Here is a 22,484-nt window from a genome sequence, read left to right as displayed (position 1 = left end):
AAAGCGAGAAGCCCACTCGCAACCGAAGGGAGTGTTTCTGGTGCTTTCGCCGTGTGGGATCTAGTCACACGGCATGTAGTGTCGATGTCAATTCGACCGTATTGTTGTGCCAGTATGAAGAAACAATGGGAGTTGACGGGTAAAGTGGAAGATTCGTCTCGACAGGAAGAACGGGTGAGGCTCAGCCGTACCCAGCGGTATGCTGAACAAAAACGAAAAAGAAAGAGGTTTGTGTGGAATCCGGAAAAGTGGAAGCCGAAAGCGTTGATGTCCAAATGGTATGTGTGGGTGATTCTGGGTGTAATCTTGTTGGGAATTCCGACGATGATCTGGTATCTTCAGAGCGAAGACGGGAGCCAAGCAACAACCCGGGGATTTACCACCCATTCCATCGACAGCGTCAAACGGCCTGACACCGGCGGTTCTCAGGCCGTGGTACAGCTGGTGAAACCATCGGAGTCCAACTATTATGGGGATGTGTATCGAATTGAAAAAGCTTCTGAAGTGATCGTCACCATCAAGGCGAAAAAAGCAACCAAATTCCGCGCACGAGGCGGAGGCCCCACCAAACCGGTCATGTCCCAAATGGTGTTGCAGGAAGGGGAAACCAAAGTGCTGAAACATCCCAATTGGATTTCCCTCAAAGTATGGATCCCCAAAAATGTGGATATCAATGTCAACGGCTACACGGTTGACACGCAAGGTGTCAAAACGGAACACACGTACCAATTTCAGCTTGCTCGATGAGTACCTGTCGGAGCAAAAGGGGATTTCCCCTTTTGCTCTTTTTTGACAGGCTCGAATTTGATCGTTTATACTTACGAAAGGATGAACGAGACGCTGGGGAGAACAAGGCAACCGATCGCGCTTTTCTTAAAATAGACACCATCATGGAGGAGCTCACTTCATGGCGGAATCGTCGGAACCGGTGATCCCACTTCGGTTTATCCGCAATTGTTCCCGTGCGCGAACAAATGTGACGTTGGATTTCCCGGAGATCGGCGATACTGCATACAAAGGAATCTATTTCCTCAATTAACCCGTATTTGCGACCTAGATCTCGCGGGGGAGGTTCGCTGACGTGAATTTGGCAAATAAAATTACCCTGGCGCGGATATTTCTGGTTCCGGTTGTAATGATTTTCTTATTGGTCCGGCTGAATTTGGGCGTGATTCGATTCGGCGGCGGGGAGATCACGATTAGTGAAATCATTGCAGCCGTCATTTTTATCTTGGCGGCGATCACCGACGGCTTGGATGGATATATCGCACGAAAAAAGAAACTGGTGACCAATTTGGGGAAATTCTTGGATCCATTGGCGGATAAACTGCTGATTTCCGCGGCTTTGATTTCCTTGGTGGAAATGCAGCGTTTAGAGGCATGGATCGCGATTGTCATCATCAGTCGGGAATTTGCCGTAACAGGGCTTCGGATGGTGGCGGCGGCGGAAGGCCAGGTTATTGCGGCCAGTGTGCTGGGGAAATTGAAAACTATCGTACAGATTATTGCGATCGTGGTATTGATCGTCAACAATTTCCCATTTTCCACCATTGCGTTCCCTTTTGATGAGATTATTACATGGGTGGCGGTGATCATCACCCTGTTGTCGGGGATTGATTATTTCTCCAAAAACTATCAGGTGATTCGCTTCTCCAAAAGCCGCTGACAAAAGAGAAAGGAAGAGGAGTATTGCGCGCCGAAATCATCGCAGTGGGAACGGAGCTGTTACTAGGACATACCCTTAATACCCATGCCTCGTTTTTGTCTCGAGAGTGTTCGGAACTGGGGATCGGCGTTTATTACCATATTACCGTGGGAGATAATCGTGACCGGTTGAAAGAGGTGATCCGGACTGCGCGTGAGCGTTCGGACCTCGTGATCTTGACGGGTGGATTGGGTCCGACCGAAGACGACCTCACCAAGGAAACGGTGGCGGAAGTGTTGGGGATTGAATTGGTGGAACACCCGCCTACCAGACGGTGGATTGAAGACCTGTTTCGCCAAAGAGGGATGCCTGTACCATCCGGCAACTACAAACAAGCGCTCGTTTTTCCGCAAGGCACGGTTTTCCCCAATGATCGCGGAACTGCGCCCGGGTTGGCCGTTACACATGAAGGAGTTACATATGTGATGTTGCCGGGGCCGCCGCATGAGTTGATTCCGATGTTTGAAAAGCAGGTGAAACCGTTTTTGATCTCTTTGTTGCCTGAAAAAGAGGTGATCCACTCGCAGGTGCTCCGGTTTTTTGGCATCGGGGAGTCTTACTTGGAAGAACGGATCAAGGATCTGATCGACAGGCAGAACAACCCGACCATTGCCCCTTATGCGAAACGAGGGGAAGTTACTATTCGCCTCACCGCTAAAGCGTCGAATGTACAGGAAGCGGAGGAACGGATCGCGCCCGTCCGACAGGCGATATTGGAAAGAGTGGGAGCGTATTGTTACAGCGAGCGGGACGAAACGCTTGAGCAGGTGACAGTAAATCAGTTGCGCGACCGCGGTCAGACGCTGGCACTGGCGGAAAGTTGTACGGGCGGACTGGTGGCACAGATGATCACATCAGTTCCGGGGGCAAGTGAAGTGTTCAAAGGCGGTGTGGTCTGCTATACTAACGAAGCGAAAGAATGGCTGTTGCAGGTACCGCGGAATATTATCGACGTTCACGGGGCGATCAGTATGGAAACGGCTTGCACATTGGCAGAGCAGGCTGCACAACGGATGGACGCTGATTGGGGATTGAGTGTAACGGGTGTCGCCGGCCCGTCACCCGCCGAGGGGAAACCGGTTGGTCTGGTCTATGTTGGTCTTGCGGAGAGAGGACGTCCTGTCCGCGCTTACCGGTTTACGTTCCGCGGATCCCGGGAGGATATTCGAGTTCGTGCTGCCAAGCAAATGCTGTTTCTCCTTCAGGAACGAATAAAGAAAGGTGAATTGACAACATGAAGTCATTTGAACGATTTGATTTGGATCCCGCCATTCTCAAGGGGATCCGTGAAATGGGATTTGAAGAGCCCTCTCCAATTCAAGCCGCTTGTATCCCGGCTGTTTTGCGGGGAGAAGATGTGATCGGACAAGCGCAGACGGGAACGGGAAAGACGGCAGCGTTCGGGATTCCCGTATTGGAGCGGATCGACTCGCGACGTCGAGTGGTGCAAAGTCTGATTTTGGCGCCCACCCGCGAGCTGGCTATACAAGTGTCTGAGGAATTGAGGAAAATCGGCCGACCGAAACGGGTTCGCACGCTGCCCATTTATGGGGGACAACCGATCGGACGGCAGATCAAAGCGCTGCAGCAAGGCGTTCACGTTGTGATCGGAACACCGGGACGGGTGTTGGATCATTTGCGACGCGGCACGCTGAGCTTGGAACACGTCGAAATCATGGTGTTGGATGAAGCGGACGAAATGCTGGATATGGGCTTTATTGATGACATTGAAGCGGTGATGGAATTTTTACCGCAGCACCGGCAGTTGCTTCTTTTCTCCGCCACCATGCCGCCTGGCATTCGCAGCTTGTCGCAAAAATATATGCGTAAGCCTCGCTATATCACCGTCAATCGGGGCGAAGTAACAGTGCCGGCGATTGAGCAAGCCTACTATCGTGTGCTGGAAAGCGCGAAGCTGGACGCGTTGTGCCGGATTCTGGACAGTGAGGATGTGGATCTGGCCATTATATTCTGCCGTACCAAAAAGAACGTCGATGAACTGGCAGAAAATCTGCAGGCCAGGGGCTATATGGCCGGAGGCCTTCACGGCGACCTGGCTCAATCCCAGCGTGACCGGGTGATGAGCGCTTTCCGCAAAGGGGAGATTGAGCTGCTGGTGGCTACTGATGTCGCTGCACGCGGGATCGACGTCGGCAGTGTTTCCCACGTGATCAACTACGACATCCCGCAGGACGTAGAAAGTTACGTTCACCGCATCGGCCGGACGGGCCGTGCGGGCAGGACCGGTATGGCGCTGACGCTCGTCACGCCGCGGGAGATGAAGCAGTTGCGCGCCATCGAAGAGGAGATCGGTCGGCAGCTGGAATCTCGCGAACTGCCCACCTTAGAAGAAGTGGCGCAAAAACAGCAACGAGCCTGGATGGCCGAGGTGGAGGCGGTGATCGAATCCGAAGACGACCGTTCGTTGTTTGAGGAGCTGTACCGCAAGCTGGAAACGCGGCACTCCCCGGAGACAATCGCTGTGGCCGCTTTGCAGCTGGCATTTGCTGACCGCTTCGCTACCGGCAACGATGCGGCCTACGACTTCGGTGAAACGGGTGCGTCACCGGGGATGGTGCGATTTTTCATCAACGTGGGCAAAAACGTCAACATCCGTCCGCATGAACTAGTCAAAGTGATCTCGGAATATGCGGGTATTTCCAGTAAGGACGTGGGGCGGATCAATATCTACGATCGCTTCTCCTTTGTGGAAGTGCCGGAAGAAGCGGCGCCGTTCGTGTTTGAGGCGTTACGTCAGTCCAAAATCAACGGCGCACGAGTCAATCTGGAACCGGCCCGCCCTCGTAACCGTTCATAACCCCGAAAAACAAAAACCCCGTCTCTGCGGACGGGGTTTTTGTTACTGGATACCCAGTGCGATTTTGGCGTACCGGGACATGCGATCTTTTGTCCATGGTGGATTCCACACGATGTTGACCTCCACGTCCCGGACACCGTCCACTTTTTTGACCGCCTCCGTCACCTGGCTGTTGATCGTGCCGGCCAACGGACAACCCATGGCGGTCAGCGTCATCGTGATTTTGACATTGCCGTCATCATCGATATCCACACCGTATACGAGGCCCAGGTTGACGATGTCGATGCCCAGTTCCGGGTCCTCGACTTCTCCCAGGCGTTCCATGATCTCCTCTTTCATCCGTTCTTTATCCAATGATGATCACTCCCGATCGTTGTAGTTGTTTCTTCCATTACTGTACCACGACAGTGTATGCATCAAACCTGGTCGAAAGTGGCGAATAAATGTTCGTAAAATCTCTTGGCAAAGAATCCAAAACAATGTATGATGAGGATACGAGGCGAAACGAGACAAGGAGTGATACGATACATGTCCGACCGTCGTCAAGCGTTGGAAATGGCATTGAGACAGATCGAAAAGCAGTTTGGTAAAGGCTCGATCATGCGGATGGGAGAAGCGGCCGCGACCCAGGTAGAAACGATTTCCAGCGGATCGATTGCGTTGGATATTGCGCTGGGAGTGGGCGGATATCCCCGCGGCCGGATCATTGAGGTATACGGGCCGGAGTCTTCGGGGAAAACGACCGTGGCACTCCATGCGATCGCCGAAGTACAGCGTGTCGGGGGGCAAGCCGCATTCATCGACGCGGAGCATGCACTGGACCCGGTGTACGCCCAAAAGCTGGGTGTCAACATCGATGAGTTGTTGCTGTCCCAGCCAGACACGGGAGAGCAGGCATTGGAGATCGCCGAGGCACTGGTGCGCAGCGGGGCGATCGATATCATCGTCATCGACTCGGTGGCCGCATTGGTTCCCAAAGCGGAAATTGAAGGAGAGATGGGGGATTCCCATGTCGGCTTACAAGCCCGCCTGATGTCGCAAGCGCTGCGGAAGCTGTCCGGCGCGATCAGCAAATCCAAGACGATCGCGATTTTCATCAACCAAATTCGGGAAAAAGTGGGGGTCATGTTCGGTAACCCGGAAACCACTCCCGGCGGTCGGGCATTGAAATTCTACTCCAGCATCCGCCTGGAAGTGCGTCGTGCGGAGACGATCAAGCAAGGAAACGAGATGGTGGGCAGCCGCACCAAGATCAAAGTGGTGAAAAACAAAGTGGCTCCGCCGTTCAAGCAAGCCGACGTGGACATCATGTACGGTGAAGGCATCTCCAAAGAGGGCAGCATTCTGGACATCGCCACCGAGTTGGACATCATCAGCAAGAGCGGCGCTTGGTATTCATTTGAGGGTGAGCGTCTGGGACAGGGCCGTGAAAACGCGAAACAGTTCCTCAAAGAAAACGCGGAGTTGTGCGCCAGGATCGAAGCCAGTATCCGTGCCCACTACGGCTTGGCTGAACCGAAAAAATCCGAAGCGGCCCAAGAGTCCGGAGAAAAAGCCGAGCAACTGGAGCTCGAAGCCTGACCGTGTCTTGGTCTGACCTTATACAAAGGCGGGAAAAGTCATGAACCAGGAGCCGGGCACCATCATTCGGATTGAGCGGCAACCGGGAACAACGGCCCGATACCGTGTGTTCATCGAGGGTTGCGAGCCGGTTTCCGTACATGAGGACGTTTTGGTCAAAATGCGGTTGACCAAGGGGCGTCGGGTGGACCCGGTTGAGATCGATGCCGTTTTGGAAGAGGAAGAACGCAACAAAGTGTGGCAGGCCGCGCTCAAGTATTTGCAATACAAACCGCGAACGGCTTGGGAAGTGGAGCGTTATCTCGTCGGAAAGGGGTTTGCTGCCCCGCATGTGCGGGCGGCGATGGACAAGCTCAACCGTTACGGTTATATCGACGACCGCCGGTTTGCAGCCGCCTGGGTGGAACAACGACGCGGAAATGGTCGTGGCCGTTTGCTGTTGCGAAAAGAATTGGAGCAAAAGGGGATTGCCGCCGACATCATCAACGAGGTGTTGGCGGAGGTTCCCGAAGAAGCGGATCAGGAGTTGGCGAGATCGCTGGCGGAAAAACGATATGAACGGCTGCGCCGGTATCCGTGGCCGACCGTGGAACGACGGTTGGGCCATTATTTGTTGCGCCGGGGTTTTCCGCAATCGCTCGTCTGCTCCATCCTGCAACACTATCGCGAACGTCATCGGGATTCACAATGAGAGGGGATGAGATCGGATGCGGCTGTTGTATTTGACCGACACGCATATCAGGGGAACGTCACCCCGCAGCCGCACGGACGACTTTCCGACAGCCATGCGTCGCAAGCTGGAAGAGGTGATCCAGCTGGCGCATGACCGCCAAGTGGATGCGGTCTTACACGGCGGCGACTTTTTTGATCGTCCCGATCTATCCCCGGCGGTCGTTCGTGAATTTGCCTCCCTGTTGCGTCGATTGAAGGTGCCGCTGTATACGATCGCTGGTAATCACGACATTTACGGGCATAACCCGGATACGGTCGATCGATCGATGCTTGGGCTGTTGGATGCATTCGGTGTCATCCGCCTGCTTCGACCGGGGGAAACGGTCAAGTTGGAAAGAGGCGGCGTGACCGTCCAGCTCAGCGGTCAACCGTTTCACCACGAGTTGGACAAACGGGATCCTGGATTGGATTATGCGGTGAGCAACGTAACGGGTGCCGATTTTTGCGTACATATGGTACACGGCATGGCGGTGGATCGCCACCTGCCCGAAGGCGTGCCGCATACATTATTGGATCATCTGTGGTTTGACTCGGTGGATGTCCTGCTTACCGGGCATTACCATGCCGGGTTCCCTGTTCAGCGTCGGGAGGGACGGTACATTGTCAATCCTGGCGCCTTGGCTCGCATCAACAACCATCCTTCGGAGATGCGGCGGCAACCACAAGTCGCTTTGCTCACGTTTGCCGAATCGGTGCAGGTGGAACTTATCGCCTTGCAATGTGCGGCAAAGGGAACGGATGTGCTGGACCGTTCCTATCTGGAACAAGCCGCCTACCGGGAGGAGAAATTGGCCGCCTTTGTTCGTCAGGTACGTGCCACCGGCGAATTTCAGGGGATCGATGCGATCGACATCATTGAGGAAATCGCCCGGTTGGAAGGAATTGAACCGGATGTCAAATATGAGGCGATGCGGCGCATCGCCATCGTGCAGGAACGGTTGGGGACGGAAGGGGGACGGGAGCGTTGAAGCGGCTGAAGCGTCTCTACATCGAAAATTTCCAGTCGCACGAACGGACGGAGATTCAATTTGCCGATGGGCTCAATGTGCTGATCGGTCCGTCGGACAGCGGCAAAAGCGCCATCTTGCGCGCGTTGCGCTGGGTGTTGTTCAATCAGCCGCGAGGGACGGATTATATTCGGATCGGAGCGGACAAATGCCGTGTCGTTCTGACGATGTCCGACGGAACGGAAATCGCCCGGGAACGTTCCGCTTCCGTCAACCGTTACATTATCCGGACCCCGGACGGACAGGAACAGGTATTTGAAGGATTCGGGAGCGGTGTACCGCAAGAGGTACTGGATGCACACAACATGCATCCGGTCCGATTGGACAAGGACTGGGAACTGTCCGCCCAATTCGGCAGCCAATTGGAAAGCCCGTTTTTGTTGGCTGAGACAGGCAGTATACGCGCCAAATCCATCGGACGGATCAGCGGTGCCCACATTATGGACATCGCCTTGCGGGATACGATGCGGGACCGGCAATCGCTGGCTACCGAGATCAAACACGTGGAGCAGGAAGCGACCCGCCTGGCGGAAGCTTTGAAGCCGTACGAAGACCTTCCCCGACTGGGACGGGAATTGGAGGAGTCGGAAGCGCATTTCCAAGCGGCAGTGAAAAAGGAGGAGCGTCTGTCCCGCCTCAGGATCCTGCTGCAAAAATGGCGGGATTGCCGGGAGCAAATCGCGACCCAGCGAAGCATCCTCCAACGGTTGCGACAGTTGCCGGAGGCAGAGGCGAAAATCTCTTCCCTGCAGGCGGACGGTCAACGTCTGGTATGGTTGCGACGCCGTCTGGAGGAGTATCAAAAAGGACAACGGGAGCAGCAGGCATGCCGCCGTACGCTCACGATGACCGAGAAGCTGGGGGAGGCAGCGGAAGCCCTCAACAATTTGGAACACCAACGAGTTCATCTGCACACCTTGAGACGATTGCACGCGTTGTACAATGCCTGTAAAAACGAACAAGCGCGATATCAGCAACGTCTTCGGTTGACCGATGGTGTCGATATGGTGGCCACAGTCGTCTCCCAGCTGGATGCCAAACGGGCGATTCGTGATCGCATGTTGCGCCTGAAGCCGCGTCTGCACCGGCTTCGCCAGGATCGCGAGCGCATGGTTCGGACATTAGAACGGACACGCACCTTGGCTGAAGCGATGCGGGCGGTGTCTGCCGCCGAGGAAGCGTATGGGCGGTGGTGTGCCCTGACGCAGTCTGCACAACGGCTCGGCGATTGCCGCAAACGGCTGGAGGATGGGCGGAAGTACCTGAAGGCCAATGCCGAGATGATCGAAGCCAACACCTCGCAAATGCTGCGTTTGTTTCAACAGCTTGGCCGCTGTCCGACATGTGGTTCCCCCGTCGACGGTTCCGTGCTTCAACACATTTTGGCCGAAGTACGAGGAGGAGTTTCCCATGCAGCAGTTGGAAGAGAAAATCAAAGAGATTAAAACCGCCTTGGAAAAAGCGAAAGATCTTCGCTATAAAGCGGAAGCCCGCTTGGAGCAACTGGAGAAGCAGGAGGAGGAAATCCTACAGGAATTGCAGGAACTGGGAGTGGAACCATCCCGTTTGGAAGAAGAGATTGCCCGTTTGGAAGAGGAGATTGAGCGCCACTTGCAGGAAGCATGGGAGAAACTGCCCCAGGAGCTGATTCAAGGATCATGACTCGTTCTGAGAAGTTGGCGTGTTTGCGGGAGGCCATCGCATCCGCGCGCTCCGAGTGGTTGAAACGCGAAGCCAAGCGGGAGGAGCTGGATCGGCTCCGTCAACAGGCGCATGCCCGTTTGGAAGAGTTGAAAAAGCAACTGGATCTGTTCGACAAGGTGCGCGTTTTGTTGCAAACCTCTTCTGAATATGCACGTGAACAGGCCAAGCAACAGATGGAGAGTCTGGTCACCAATGCGTTGCAATATGTGTTCGGTTCCGCTTTCCGCTTTGAAATCGAGTTGTCCGAACACGGAGGAAAACCGACTGCCGAATTTTATGTTGTCACCGAATGGGAGGGCCGTACCATCCGCACCAAACCTCAAGACGCCCGTGGCGGCGGCGTGGTGGACATCACTTCCCTGGCATTGCGCGTAGCCATGATTGAAACGTTCAGGCCGCGATTGGATGGACCGCTGATTCTGGATGAACCCGGCAAGCATGTAAGTGCCGAATATGTGATGCCGATGGTGGAGTTTTTGAAGTCTGCAGGTGAAATGTTTGATCGGCAGATCATTTTGGTCACGCATAATCCCCATTTAATTGAAGGAGCAGACCAAGCCTTCCATGTCCGCCTCCAATCCGGAAAAACGGAAGTAATTCCCATTTCCCGCCTTGACAATGGTACAGGCTAAATAATACAATTGATATGCATCTTTGTTTTTTAAATCCTTTCTTCGATTTTCTCCCGAATGAGAGGATTTTCTCAATCTAAACAGCAACAAAGATGTAACGGCTTTTCTCTGAAAAGAAAATGATGGAATGTGGCTTTTAGCTGGAATCCGATCCGCCCGGTTGAGTCGAAACCGAAACAGGCGTCACAGACGCCGCGCAATCCGTTTGACCTCTTGCTGAGCCGAACGAATGTCGCTGGAAGACCGAAGTCCATCGGTCTTGTTTTGTAGGCGGGAACAGAAGGAGGTGGATTGCGAAAGATGCTCGACCTAGACGTGGCAGGCTTGTTGTTGCTGTTCCTTTTTGCGTTGTTGATCGGTACCGGGATTGGTTACTGGCTACGCAAATCAACGGCCGAAGCCCGAATTGGCAGCGCGGAAAAAGAGGCCGATCATATACTCGAAACAGCTCGCAAAGAGGCAGAAGCAATCAAACGCGAAAAACTGGTGGAAGCGCGAGATGAAGTCCACCGGATGCGAACGGAAGCGGAACGCGAAATTCGCGAACAGCGGAATGAACTGCAACGTTTCGAGCGGCGTCTCATGCAGAAGGAAGAGACGCTCGATCGCAAACAGGAAGCGCTGGAAAAGCGCGAGGAAGCTATCGGTAAGAAAGAGCAGGAAATCGAGGAACGCCATCGGGAAACCGAAACGCTCTACCAAAAACAACTCCAAGAATTGGAGCGCATTTCCGGTTTGACCACCGAGGAAGCGAAGCAAATCATCTTCCAGCGCGTGGAAAACGAGATGCGTCACGAAACCGCCCAAATGATCAAAGAGATGGAACAGCAGGCAAAAGAAGAGGCGGAAAAGCGGGCACGTAACATCATTTCACTGGCGATCCAGCGTTGTGCCGCTGATCACGTGGCCGAGTCGACCGTCTCGGTGGTCACACTGCCCAATGACGAAATGAAGGGCCGGATTATCGGACGTGAAGGCCGTAACATCCGTACCTTGGAAACGTTGACGGGGATCGATCTGATCATTGACGATACTCCTGAAGCGGTTATATTGTCCGGGTTCGATCCGATTCGGCGCGAAGTGGCGAGAGTGGCACTGGAGAAACTGGTCGCCGACGGCCGGATTCATCCGGCCCGCATTGAGGAAATGGTAGAAAAAGCCCGACGTGAAGTGGATGAGCGCATTCGGGAATACGGTGAGCAAGCGACTTTTGAAACGGGCGTTCACGGGTTGCACCCGGATTTGATCAAAATACTGGGTCGGTTGAAGTTTCGGACCAGCTATGGCCAAAATGTGCTGAAACATTCAATGGAAGTGGCTCATTTGGCAGGCCTTTTGGCCGCTGAATTGGGAGAAGACGTCGTCCTCGCCAAACGGGCGGGACTGTTACACGATATCGGGAAGGCGATCGATCACGAAGTGGAAGGATCGCATGTCGAAATAGGGATCGAATTGGCTAAAAAGTATAATGAACACCCCGCAGTGATCAACGGCATCGCTTCCCATCACGGCGACGTCGAGGCGACCAGCGTGATTGCGGTGTTGGTCGGAGCGGCGGATGCTTTGTCTGCAGCACGTCCCGGTGCCCGACGCGAGACGCTTGAAGCCTACATCAAACGGTTGGAGAAGCTGGAGGAAATCTGCGATTCGTTTGATGGGGTGGAAAAATCGTATGCGATTCAAGCTGGACGGGAAGTGCGCATCATCGTTCGACCGGAAGAGGTATCGGATGCGGAGGCGGTTGTGTTGGCCCGTCAAATAACCAAAGAGATCGAAAACCGGTTGGATTATCCGGGACATATAAAAGTAACGGTGATTCGGGAAACACGGGCCGTGGAGTATGCAAAATAAAAGTGGCATTTTTTGCCGCTTTCTTTTTTTCTATACGGAGGCAGGAACATGCGTGTGTTGATGATCGGCGACATTGTTGGCTCATTGGGAAGAACAGCGATTCAAACCCATCTGAACCGGTTGAAGCGGGCGTACAAACCGGATGTGACCGTGGCCAACGGCGAAAACGCGGCGGGAGGACGGGGCATCACCCGCGAGATTGTCCGTTCGCTGTTGAAACAAGGGGTCGATTGCATCACGTTGGGCAATCACGCCTGGGATCGAAGGGAGATTTTCGATTTCATCGACGAGGAACCGAGATTGGTTCGTCCGGCAAATTATCCGGAAGGTACACCGGGTCAAGGGTATACCGTCATTCCCGTCGGCAAAGAATCGCTGACCGTCATCAACTTGATGGGCCGGACTTTCATGCCTCCTGTGGAATGTCCATTCCGTACCGCCGACGCACTGCTCGCCAATCTTAGCGGGAAAACGCATATTGTCGTCGATTTCCACGCAGAAACCACCTCGGAGAAACAAGCGATGGGATGGTATCTAGATGGGCGGGTGTCGGCGGTGATCGGTACGCACACACATGTGCAGACGGCGGATGAACGCATTCTGCCAGGAGGAACAGCCTATTTGAGCGATGTGGGCATGACTGGGGCGTATGACGGAGTTCTGGGCATGTCCCGTGACTTGGTGTTGAAAAAGTTCCTTACGCAATTGCCCGTGCGACTGGAAGTGGAAAAAACAGGCGGGATGCAGGTGAATGCCGTCGTCATCGATCTGGACCGCACCAACGGAAAAGCGCGCAAAATCCGGCGTGTCCGCATCGATGATGACCAACCTTTGCTAGATGGATAAGCAACCAAATTTAGGTTTTCAATTTTTTGAATCTTTATTTGGGCTAGGAGGAATTTCTTTAGAACTGGCGAATATATATAGCAATGGACTCACTCAAACCATCGAGGAGGTACCGAACATGGAAGTATTAAAAGTTTCAGCAAAGTCCAGTCCGAACTCTGTCGCTGGTGCACTTGCGGGGGTCCTGCGTGAACGCGGGGCGGCCGAAATTCAGGCGATTGGTGCCGGTGCACTCAATCAAGCTGTGAAAGCGGTAGCAATTGCACGAGGGTTTGTGGCACCGAGCGGAATCGATCTGATCTGCATTCCCGCATTTACGGACATTATCATCGATGGGGAAGAGCGAACAGCGATTAAGTTGATCGTAGAACCCCGTTGACACGGGATCCACATAAGTGAAAGAAACCTGTTTATCTCGTATAGACAGGTTTTTCTTTTGAAGAGGGGAATTACCATGTTTTGGATCGATGGGCATTGCGATGTGTTATATAAAATGTGGAAATCCGGGGGCAATCTTTCCTTTTACGCCCCCGATTCTTCTTTGGATGTCACATTCTGTTCCGCTCAGCGCTCGCGCCTGTTGATGCAAGTGTTCGCCATTTGGGTACCAAAAGAGGTGCCACGTCATCACGCGTGGGATGTGGCTCTCCGGCAGGTGGATCTGTTCTATGAGCGCATCGTGGACGACAGCGCTCGTACATTTGTCATCACGGAAAGTTCCCATTTGGATCAACTTCGGGAAGGAAAACTGGGGGCATTTTTATTGTTGGAAGGAGTGGATGCCCTGCAGGGAGAGCTTACCTATCTGCGTACGCTGTATCGTTTGGGTGTTCGGCAGGTGGGTTTGACCTGGAACCATGCCAACGAAGCGGCAGATGGGATCGAAGAGCCACGCGGAGGGGGGTTAACCCGGTTCGGTCAACAGTTGATGAAAGAAATGGCCCGATTGGGAATGATTGTAGATGTATCCCATTTATCGGTCAGAGGATTTTGGGACGTGATGGAGTACACGGATGTACCCGTAGTCGCGTCCCATTCCAATTGCTATGCCGTTTGTCCGCATCCGCGTAATTTGGGAGATGATCAAATTCGGGCATTGATCGAGCGTGGTGGTTTGATCGGCATCACATTCGTACCCAAATTCGTTCACCTTCAGGAGAAGGAGGCACGATGGGATCATTTGTTCCGGCATATTGATCATATCTGTCATTTGGGCGGAGCAGGGTCGATCGCCTTCGGATCTGACTTTGACGGGACAGAGGAGAAAATTCCTGATTTGGCCCATGCTGATGACTTTGCCCATTTTGCGGAAAAACTAATGACAAGGTATCCAAAGGAATGGGTGCGAAAGTGGACCGGTGAAAATTGGCTGACATTTTATCGGACATACCTGAGAAAATGAGTGGTTATGAATAATTGCCAGAAAATCATCTGACGAGATGCATAAGAGGGTAAATCCACCCAAAAAACGTCGGATAAGAGGGGAATTCGTCGGATGAGCAGTTGCTTTTTATTATACAAGGGAATAGAATTGATTAGTGATGAACCGTTACCGTCCTTTCAATTTACACAAGGACAAAGGTACGGTATCTTTCACCATTTTTTGTTTTTCAGATAGTCGCAGGGCATCTAAAGGAGATGAGTTCATGGTCAAGCAGCTTTCGTGGAAGGTGGGCGGACAACAAGGAGAAGGGATTGACAGTACAGGTGAGATATTTGCCACCGCGTTGAATCGGTTGGGCTATTACCTGTACGGATATCGTCACTTTTCTTCTCGGATCAAGGGAGGGCACTCCAATACCAAGATTCGTATCAGTATCCGCCCGATCCGCGCCATTTCCGACGAGCTGGATATTTTGGTCGCTTTTGATCAGGAAACGATTGATCTGAACGCGTACGAGTTGCATGAAGGCGGCGTGATTTTAGCAGACGCCAAGTTTAATCCGCAAATCCCGGAAGGGGTAACTGCGCGGCTGTTTACTGTTCCGTTTACTAAAATCGCAGAAGAAGTGGGCTTAGCCCAGATGAAAAACATGGTGGCCGTGGGTGCTTCCAGTGCGCTTCTGGGATTGCCGGTGAACGCGTTCAAAAGTGTCATCGAAGAGAGGTTTTCCCGAAAAGGCCAGACGGTCGTGGATAAAAACATGGACGCGATCGAACGGGGAGCCCGATTTATCATAGAGCAGACGGGAGGGCCTCTGCCGGAACTGCAATTGGAAAAATCGGACGGTAAAAAACGTTTATACATGATCGGCAACGATGCGATCGCGTTGGGCGCCATTGCTGCCGGTTGCCGGATCATGGCGGCTTATCCGATTACTCCATCGTCTGAAATCATGGAATATCTTATCAAAAAACTGCCGGAATTCGGCGGGACGGTTGTGCAAACCGAAGATGAAATCGCTGCCATTTCCATGGTGATCGGTGCGAATTACGGCGGCGTGCGTGCGATGACGGCTTCTGCAGGCCCAGGCTTGTCCCTTATGACTGAAGCGATCGGTTTGGCGGGTATGACCGAAACCCCTGCCGTGATTGTGAACACGCAACGCGGGGGTCCCAGCACCGGGTTGCCGACCAAACAGGAGCAAAGTGACATTTTGGCAATGCTCTACAGCACGCACGGGGAAATCCCGAAAATCGTGATTGCACCGAGCACGGCGGAAGAATGCTTCTATGATACGATTCAGGCATTCAACCTGGCGGAAAAATATCAATGCCCGGTCATCATCTTGGCCGACTTGGCTCTCGCGCTCGGGAAGCAAACCGTGGAACCGCTGGATTACAACCGAATTCAAATCGACCGTGGACAACTGTTGCCGTTGGATGCGGAATTACCCGCTCTGGAAGACTCGCAGTTGTTCAAGCGCTATCAATTCACAGAAAGCGGCGTTTCTCCGCGGGTGCTGCCGGGTACAAAACATGGTTTGCATCACGTGACCGGTGTGGAACACGACGAAACGGGTCGTCCGTCGGAAAACCCAGTCAACCGCAAGAAAATGATGGAAAAACGGCTCAAAAAGCTGGCAAACGGTATCGAGTTCGAAAATCCGATCATTGCCGACGCGCCGCATGAGGAACCGGATCTGTTGCTTGTCGGTTTGTGCTCCACCCGCGGCACCATCCATGAGGCGATGGAGCGGCTTGAAGAAGACGGCATCAAGGTGAACCACGTTCATATTCGCCAAGTACTGCCGTTCCCGTCCGATATTGTCCGGCCGTATATGGAGCGGGCGAAAAAAATCGTCGTGGTGGAAAACAACGCGACCGGACAACTGGCTTCGCTGTTGAAACTGTACGTCGGCATGGCCGAGAAAATCATCCATTTCGGCAAATACGACGGCAATCCGTTCCTGCCCTCGGAAATTTACAATCAATGCAAGGAGCTGATGGTCCATGGCCACATTTAAAGACTTCCGCAACAAAGTGAAGCCGAACTGGTGCCCGGGTTGCGGAGACTTCTCCGTGTTGGCTGCCATGCAGCGTGCATTTGCCAATTTGGGGCTGGAACCGGAAGACGTGGCCATCGTGTCTGGAATCGGTTGTTCCGGACGGATTTCGGGATATGTTAACGCTTACGGTTTCCATGGCATTCACGGACGTGCCTTGCCGATCGCGCAAGGGCTCAAACTGGCCAACCGTGAGCTGACAGTGGTGGCTGCCGGCGGTGACGGGGATGGATTCGCGATCGGGATGGGGCATACCATTCACGCCATCCGGCGCAATGTCGATATCACATACATTGTGATGGATAACCAAGTGTACGGTTTGACCAAAGGCCAAACATCTCCGCGAAGTGAGATGGGCTTCAAAACGAAGAGCACGCCGAAAGGCTCGATTGAAGCACCGCTCGCACCGATGGAAATGGCTCTCACCGCAGGAGCCGGCTTTGTGGCGCAGGCGGTGTCCAGCGACCTGAAACAGTTGACGCACATCATCGAAGAAGGGATCAAGCACAAAGGCTTCTCCCTCATCAACGTTTACAGCCCGTGCGTCACTTACAACAAGGTGAACACCTACGACTGGTTCAAAGAACATCTGGTGAACTTGGATAAAGATGAATCATACGATCCGTCGGACCGGCAGGCAGCCATGCAAAAGCTGATGGAGCACAACGGACTGGTAACCGGGATCATTTATCAGAACAAGGAGCGTAAATCGTATGAGGATCTGATTCCGGGCTTCCGTGAAACAGCGTTGTGCAAGCAAGATCTGAAAATCACTCAGGAGCAATTCGACAAGTTGGTCGCTGAGTTCGCTTAAGAACCTGATTTAAGCCGCTTTCCATTGGGAAAGCGGCTTTTTTCGGCAATCATGAGTATCATGCAAAGATCGGTGAAAAGATGTGCTTGAGCGCGTCTGAAAATGCGAGTATTGTGGGAACCTTTTCTTCAAGACTTCCCCACGTTCAAAAAAGGATGTGAGAGTGTGCGGTGGACGGTATTAGGTTACCAATCTCCCTATCCGGGAGCAGGGGGAGCAACACCTGGATACTTGCTGGAATCAGAGGACAGGCGCATTTTAATCGATTGCGGAAGCGGTGTATTGTCCCAGCTGGATCGGTATTGCCGTCCGTATGAACTGGATGCGGTCGTGTTGTCTCATTTGCATCATGACCACATCGCCGACTTTTTCGTGCTTCAGTATGCGGTCCGATTGGCGAGGCAAATGGGGCACCGCACGAGGCCGCTCACCGTGTATGCACCGGCAGCCCCGGAAAAATGGGCCCGGCTCCTGACGTATCATGATGCAATCGATTGGCGTCCCATCGAGGAACATCGGGAAACGTTTGTGGGGAGTTTGCATTTGTCGTTTCATCCGACGGATCATCCCATTCCCTGTTATGCAGTGTTGACCGACAACGGGAGAAGTCGGATTCTGTACGGTGCGGATGCCGGCCCGCGAACGGATTGGAGACGGATGGTACGGTCTCCCGATCTGTTTGTGTGCGAAGCAACCTATTTGAAACGAAATGCCCCTTCACATCCGACCGGACACCTTTCGGCGGAGCAAGCAGCGGTGGCGGCCGAACAAATCGGCGCCAAAAGGTTACTCTTGACGCATTTGTTTCCGGAGTACACCTCGGCGGAGGTGGAGCATGAAGCGCGGCCGCATTTTTCGGGTACACTGTACGTAGCTGGGATCGGCCTTTCTATTCGGTTGGGATAATGTCCGCCTTAAATGGACATTTTCCCTTCCCGAGTTTTGTGTAATGGTGGTATAATCGTTGTGAAATCATGATATCACAGTTATTTCAGGACGGGGAAGGAGTGTCCATTGTGGGCGGAACAATGCGCGCCTTGGTGAAACATCATGCCGGATTCGGCGCGGAGTTGCGGGAGGTGCCCATTCCGGATTACGGTCCCGATGAGGTACTGATCCGCGTCAAAGCGACGAGCCTTTGCGGAACCGATGTTCATATCTATGTTTACGACGATTGGGCCAAAAGCCGAGTGAAACCGCCGTATGTATTCGGTCACGAGTTTTCGGGAGAAGTGGTGGCCGTCGGTGATCAGGTGACTTCCTTTCAGGTAGGGGATCACGTATCGGCGGAAACCCATATCGTGTGTTACGAATGTCCGCAGTGTCGGCGGGGTGAATATCACGTCTGCCAAAACACACAGATTATCGGTGTGGACCGGCAGGGTTGCTTTGCAGAATATGTGGTGATGCCGGCAAAAAACTTGTGGAAAAACAGCAAAAGCCTGCCGTTTGAAGTGGCCACATTGATGGAGCCGATGGGCAACGCCGTACACACCGTGCTTTCTGGGCCGATTGCCGGTAAGACGGTGGCGGTAATCGGTTGCGGTCCGATCGGTTTGATGGCCGTTTCGGTGGCCCGGGCGAGTGGAGCGGCCAAAGTGCTGGCACTGGACGTGAACGAATACCGTTTGGATATGGCTGTGCAAATGGGAGCGACCCACATTGTACATTCACAAAATGAAGACCCTGTCAAAAAAGTGTTGTCGCTGACAGGGGATCAAGGAGTGGACGTCGTATTGGAAATGTCGGGTCATCCCGTCGCCATTCAACAGGGACTCAAAATGTTGACCATGGGCGGCCGGATCTCGATGTTGGGTCTCCCGACGCGACCGGTGGAATTGGACATCACCAACGATATCGTGTTCAAAGGGATTCAGGTCCATGGCATTACCGGCCGGAAAATGTTTGAAACATGGGAGCAAACGGCAGGATTGCTCGAGTCCGAACAAGTGATCCTGGAGCCGTTGATTACCCACAAGTTCCCGCTGGAAGAATTCGAACAAGCATTTGAACTGATGATGAGCGGCAAATCCGGCAAAGTGATTTTGTTGCCTTAAGCTCAGGGGTCATGAAGATCATCAATTCGAGGAGGAGACTTCGTGAAAGGGTTTGAACACCTGGAGCAGGAAATTGCGAAATGGAAGGAAGAAGGGGTATTTCGTCCGCTGACGGAGCTGGAATCGGATCAGGGTTCCAGGGTGATCATCCGCGGAAAAGAAGTGATTCAGCTCTCTTCCAACAACTATCTCGGTCTGACCACGCACCCCCGTTTGAAACAGGCGGCACTCGAAGGAGTGGAACGCTTTGGTGCGGGGACCGGTTCGGTTCGGACCATCGCCGGCACATTTTCCATGCACGAAGACTTTGAGAAGCGACTGGCTGAATTCAAACACACGGAAGCGGCATTGGTGTTCCAATCCGGCTTCACGGCCAACGTCGGGGTGATTTCGTCCATCCTGACCGAAGAAGACGTGGTCATCAGTGATGCGCTCAACCATGCCAGCATCATCGACGGCATTCGTCTGACCAAGGCGCAGCGTAGGATTTATCGTCACGCTGACTTGGATGATCTGGAAGCGGCGCTGAAGGAAACGCAATCGGCCCGTAAACGGCTGATTGTTACCGACGGGGTATTCAGCATGGATGGCGATATCGCACCGCTCCCGGACATCGTTGAGCTGGCCGAAAAGTATGATGCGCTGGTCATGGTGGACGATGCACACGCCAGCGGTGTGTTGGGTAAAAACGGTCGCGGCACGGTGGATCATTTCGGTCTGCACGGACGGGTTCATATTCAAGTGGGAACGCTGTCCAAAGCGATCGGGGTGTTGGGCGGTTATGTGGCCGGTCCGAAAGTATTGCGCGACTACCTCATTCACCGGGCACGCCCGTTCCTGTTCAGCACCTCCCACCCGCCGGCTGTCACCGCGGCATGTCAGGCAGCGTTGGATGTCCTGCTGGAAGAACCGGAATTGATCGACAGACTGTGGGACAACACCCGTTTCTTCAAACAAGGGTTGGAATCGCTCGGATTTAACACTGGCAAGAGCAAGACACCGATCACACCGGTCATCGTCGGTGAAGGGGCGAAAGCGATGGCGTTGTCTGACGCGTTATTCGAAGAGGGCGTATATGCTCAAGGCATTGCCTATCCGACTGTCCCCAAAGGTGAGGCACGTGTTCGGACGATCGTGACCGCACAACATACCAAAGAAGATCTGGAACAAGCGTTGCATGCATTTGAAAAAGCGGGCAAAAAACTGGGGATTATCTAACGGCCACCCGTGGGTCCGATTTGCCTGCATCCTGAGTTGTCAAGCACTTTAGCGCCTTCCGATTGATTCACGGAAGGCGCTTTTGTTTTTGAACTCATGAAAATACCCCTGGTTGGAAACGATAACAGAAAATACCATATAGAGGTGTGAGAACATGAAGGCATTTTGCATGGTGGGAGATTGGCGAAAAACCCCCTCATTGGAACGGTTTGCGGATGGACTTCGCCGCGTGATGACAGCTAATGGCTATGCATATATTGTAGAACCACGGTCGGATGTGCAATTGGTGTTCAACTTCGTTGACCCGCTCCAGCCGCGTCATTTTCACCGGGAAGGAAAGGGCACCTTCGTGGTGACGGTGGTGGAGAACGACCAACCGGCATCCGACATTCTCAAAGCAGGCTACCCGATATTGGTCCGCTCACTGGGCAACATGATGATTTACTTGGATGCCTCCAGTGTAATACCACAAACGTATTTCATCACGTTGGAACAAGGATGTTATCTCGTAAGAGCGGAAGATAACGAAGAACGATTTTACCAACGCGTGTTTGAACGATTGCGGCCGCTGGCGACGGCCAAGTTGGTAATTGACAACCGGTTTGATCCGGATTTGCCGGAAGCGTTGTGGCAGGGTGACCAGCTGACGAAAGGGATCAATCGGGCCGGAAAATGGTTGGACGGCATGAACCTGCTTCCCACACCGTTTCCGCTCGAAGAACTGGTGTCTCCTCGTGAGCTGCGGCACATCAAGCGTTTGTACGGCATCGGCGGTCTCAGCTACGGCAACCTCAGCGCGCGGAAGGATCAAAACCGCTTCTGGATGAGCGCCAGTGGGGTCAATAAGGCGAATCTGGAGAGAGTGGGAGAAGATATCCTGCTCATCAAAGGGTATGATGACAAAAACCAGGCCATGGAAATTAGCGTGCCGCCTCATGTGAAACCGCGTCGGGCATCCGTTGATGCGATCGAACATTGGATGATTTATACGGAACATCCTCAAGTCGGAGCGATCGTGCACATTCATGCATGGATGGACGGTGTTCCCTCTACCGAAATCAACTATCCCTGTGGAACGCTGGAGCTGGCCGAGGCGGTGGCGGAACACATCCGTCGTGCAGATGATCCTTCCCGGGCGGTAGTGGGTCTGAAGAATCACGGGTTAACGATCACAGGAAGGGATTTGGAAGACATTTTCGAACGGATCGACGGTAAGATCATTCCACAGGTGCCGATGTCGTGAGGAGGAGATGAGCATGAACGGGCGAATCGTGTTGGTCACGGGCGCCACCGGCGGCATCGGACGAGAGATCGTCCACCGATTGGCGGCACGGGGTGATCGACCCCTGTTGGTGGGCAGAAATGAAGCGTCATTGCAAACGTTGGCACAGGAGGTGCCGGGCGGGGAAGCGATGGTTTGCGATGTGACGAAGCGGCATCACGTAGAGCAACTCGTCGAGGATGTCATCAATCGTTACGGCCGATTAGACGTCTTGATCAACAACGCGGGTTACGGGCGCTTCGGTGGTGCTTTGGAGGTACCCATCGAAGAGTACGCCGGTATGATGGAGGCCAACTATCTGGGAGCGGTTCATATGAGCTTGGCTTTCCTGCCGCACATGTTGCAAAGGGGGTCAGGTCGTATCGTCAACATCGCTTCCATCGCAGGCTTGACGGGTGCTCCCAATCTGGCAGGATATTGTGCCTCCAAGTTTGCACTGCTCGGTTTTTCGGAATCGCTTCAAATGGAATTTGCGCCGCGGATTCAAGTGGGTGTACTTTGTCCGGGACCGGTGGATACGCCGTTTTTCCGAGGCGTGTCTCCGTTCCGGTATTTTCCGTCCCCGATTGCCCGCCGGACGTTGCCGCCATCCGTGGTGGCCGAGCATGCGCTTCGGTTGATTGATCGTCCCGGAATCAAAGTAATCCCCTGGACGCTGGGCATGGCCATCCGTCTGCGTCGCTGGTTCCCTCGGATGGCCGTACGCGTGACGGGGCACTTGTACAATACGCTTCTGAGACAAAAGTCCGCATCCGCCGTCTCCCCCCTCACCGGGAAGGAGTGAATCCTGA

23 protein-coding genes are annotated in these 22,484 nt (G+C 53.5%); 22 read left to right on the top strand and 1 reads right to left on the bottom strand.

Annotated features, from left to right (window positions below; translation table 11 throughout):
- Positions 1-114: 114 nt before the first annotated feature.
- The 5 genes from KI215_RS08920 (at position 115) to KI215_RS08905 (ending at position 4,523) form a co-directional block, all read left to right on the top strand.
- A complete protein-coding gene (locus tag KI215_RS08920; RefSeq protein WP_212772411.1) occupies positions 115-747 on the top strand; it encodes a hypothetical protein in 633 nt (210 codons plus the stop codon).
- A 160-nt stretch (positions 748-907) separates the two neighbouring features.
- A complete protein-coding gene (locus KI215_RS16115; protein WP_275956693.1) occupies positions 908-1,039 on the top strand; it encodes a hypothetical protein in 132 nt (43 codons plus the stop codon).
- A 42-nt stretch (positions 1,040-1,081) separates the two neighbouring features.
- On the top strand, positions 1,082-1,666 hold the full coding sequence (gene pgsA / locus KI215_RS08915) for a CDP-diacylglycerol--glycerol-3-phosphate 3-phosphatidyltransferase (protein WP_212772410.1): 585 nt from the start codon (positions 1,082-1,084) through the stop codon (positions 1,664-1,666).
- A 23-nt stretch (positions 1,667-1,689) separates the two neighbouring features.
- The gene (locus KI215_RS08910; protein WP_212772409.1) at positions 1,690-2,943 is read left to right on the top strand and encodes a competence/damage-inducible protein A; all 1,254 of its coding nucleotides are present in this window, start codon (positions 1,690-1,692) and stop codon (positions 2,941-2,943) included.
- Positions 2,940-4,523 carry a DEAD/DEAH box helicase gene (locus KI215_RS08905; RefSeq protein ID WP_212772408.1) on the top strand — a complete coding sequence of 528 codons (1,584 nt, stop codon included), beginning with the start codon at positions 2,940-2,942 and terminating at the stop codon, positions 4,521-4,523. The genes KI215_RS08910 and KI215_RS08905 overlap by 4 nt, the downstream gene beginning before the upstream one ends.
- A gap of 42 nt (positions 4,524-4,565) precedes the next feature.
- On the opposite strand, the gene KI215_RS08900 is transcribed toward KI215_RS08905, so the two are convergent.
- Positions 4,566-4,862 carry a metal-sulfur cluster assembly factor gene (locus tag KI215_RS08900; protein WP_420830191.1) on the bottom strand — a complete coding sequence of 99 codons (297 nt, stop codon included), beginning with the start codon at positions 4,860-4,862 and terminating at the stop codon, positions 4,566-4,568.
- A 189-nt stretch (positions 4,863-5,051) separates the two neighbouring features.
- Here KI215_RS08900 and recA point away from each other — a divergent pair, with 189 nt between their 5' ends.
- The 17 genes from recA to KI215_RS08815 all read left to right on the top strand — a co-directional run bounded on the left by recA (position 5,052) and on the right by KI215_RS08815 (position 22,477).
- On the top strand, positions 5,052-6,104 hold the full coding sequence (recA, locus tag KI215_RS08895) for a recombinase RecA (RefSeq protein WP_212772406.1): 1,053 nt from the start codon (positions 5,052-5,054) through the stop codon (positions 6,102-6,104).
- A gap of 40 nt (positions 6,105-6,144) precedes the next feature.
- A complete protein-coding gene (locus KI215_RS08890) occupies positions 6,145-6,795 on the top strand; it encodes a RecX family transcriptional regulator (RefSeq protein ID WP_212772405.1) in 651 nt (216 codons plus the stop codon).
- Between the two features lie 16 nt (positions 6,796-6,811).
- Complete coding sequence (locus tag KI215_RS08885; RefSeq protein ID WP_212772404.1) at positions 6,812-7,804, top strand: metallophosphoesterase family protein; 993 nt, start codon at positions 6,812-6,814, stop codon at positions 7,802-7,804.
- On the top strand, positions 7,801-9,288 hold the full coding sequence (locus KI215_RS08880) for an AAA family ATPase (protein ID WP_212772403.1): 1,488 nt from the start codon (positions 7,801-7,803) through the stop codon (positions 9,286-9,288). The genes KI215_RS08885 and KI215_RS08880 overlap by 4 nt, the downstream gene beginning before the upstream one ends.
- Positions 9,254-9,505 (top strand): hypothetical protein, encoded by a 252-nt coding sequence (locus KI215_RS08875; RefSeq protein WP_212772402.1) that lies wholly within the window; start codon positions 9,254-9,256, stop codon positions 9,503-9,505. Before KI215_RS08880 ends, KI215_RS08875 begins: the two co-directional genes overlap by 35 nt.
- A complete protein-coding gene (locus KI215_RS08870; protein WP_212772401.1) occupies positions 9,502-10,179 on the top strand; it encodes an ATP-binding protein in 678 nt (225 codons plus the stop codon). Before KI215_RS08875 ends, KI215_RS08870 begins: the two co-directional genes overlap by 4 nt.
- A 300-nt stretch (positions 10,180-10,479) precedes the next feature.
- The gene (gene rny, locus KI215_RS08865; protein ID WP_212772400.1) at positions 10,480-12,030 is read left to right on the top strand and encodes a ribonuclease Y; all 1,551 of its coding nucleotides are present in this window, start codon (positions 10,480-10,482) and stop codon (positions 12,028-12,030) included.
- A 48-nt stretch (positions 12,031-12,078) separates the two neighbouring features.
- Positions 12,079-12,876, top strand: coding sequence for a TIGR00282 family metallophosphoesterase (locus KI215_RS08860; protein WP_212772399.1), 798 nt, complete (start codon positions 12,079-12,081; stop codon positions 12,874-12,876).
- A gap of 118 nt (positions 12,877-12,994) precedes the next feature.
- On the top strand, positions 12,995-13,255 hold the full coding sequence (gene spoVS, locus KI215_RS08855) for a stage V sporulation protein S (RefSeq protein ID WP_205494502.1): 261 nt from the start codon (positions 12,995-12,997) through the stop codon (positions 13,253-13,255).
- A 75-nt stretch (positions 13,256-13,330) separates the two neighbouring features.
- Entirely contained in the window at positions 13,331-14,278 is a 948-nt protein-coding gene (locus tag KI215_RS08850) for a dipeptidase (RefSeq protein WP_212772398.1), read from the top strand.
- Positions 14,279-14,522: 244 nt separating this feature from the next.
- Entirely contained in the window at positions 14,523-16,283 is a 1,761-nt protein-coding gene (locus KI215_RS08845; protein WP_212772397.1) for a 2-oxoacid:acceptor oxidoreductase subunit alpha, read from the top strand.
- Positions 16,270-17,136, top strand: a complete 867-nt coding sequence (locus KI215_RS08840; protein ID WP_212772396.1) for a 2-oxoacid:ferredoxin oxidoreductase subunit beta — start codon at positions 16,270-16,272, stop codon at positions 17,134-17,136. The genes KI215_RS08845 and KI215_RS08840 overlap by 14 nt, the downstream gene beginning before the upstream one ends.
- Before the next feature lie 165 nt (positions 17,137-17,301).
- The gene (locus KI215_RS08835; RefSeq protein WP_212772395.1) at positions 17,302-18,042 is read left to right on the top strand and encodes an MBL fold metallo-hydrolase; all 741 of its coding nucleotides are present in this window, start codon (positions 17,302-17,304) and stop codon (positions 18,040-18,042) included.
- Positions 18,043-18,152: 110 nt separating this feature from the next.
- Positions 18,153-19,193: an L-threonine 3-dehydrogenase gene (tdh, locus tag KI215_RS08830; RefSeq protein ID WP_212772394.1), complete on the top strand. Its 1,041-nt coding sequence runs from the start codon at positions 18,153-18,155 to the stop codon at positions 19,191-19,193.
- Between the two features lie 42 nt (positions 19,194-19,235).
- Entirely contained in the window at positions 19,236-20,411 is a 1,176-nt protein-coding gene (locus KI215_RS08825) for a glycine C-acetyltransferase (protein ID WP_212772393.1), read from the top strand.
- Positions 20,412-20,565: 154 nt separating this feature from the next.
- A complete protein-coding gene (locus KI215_RS08820; RefSeq protein ID WP_212772392.1) occupies positions 20,566-21,654 on the top strand; it encodes a class II aldolase/adducin family protein in 1,089 nt (362 codons plus the stop codon).
- A gap of 13 nt (positions 21,655-21,667) precedes the next feature.
- On the top strand, positions 21,668-22,477 hold the full coding sequence (locus KI215_RS08815) for an SDR family NAD(P)-dependent oxidoreductase (RefSeq protein WP_212772391.1): 810 nt from the start codon (positions 21,668-21,670) through the stop codon (positions 22,475-22,477).
- Positions 22,478-22,484: the final 7 nt, after the last annotated feature.

It is taken from the genome of Polycladomyces abyssicola (genome assembly GCF_018326425.1).
Taxonomy (GTDB): Bacteria; Bacillota; Bacilli; order Thermoactinomycetales; family JIR-001; genus Polycladomyces; species Polycladomyces abyssicola.
This window is presented reverse-complemented; position numbering and strand designations above follow the sequence as displayed.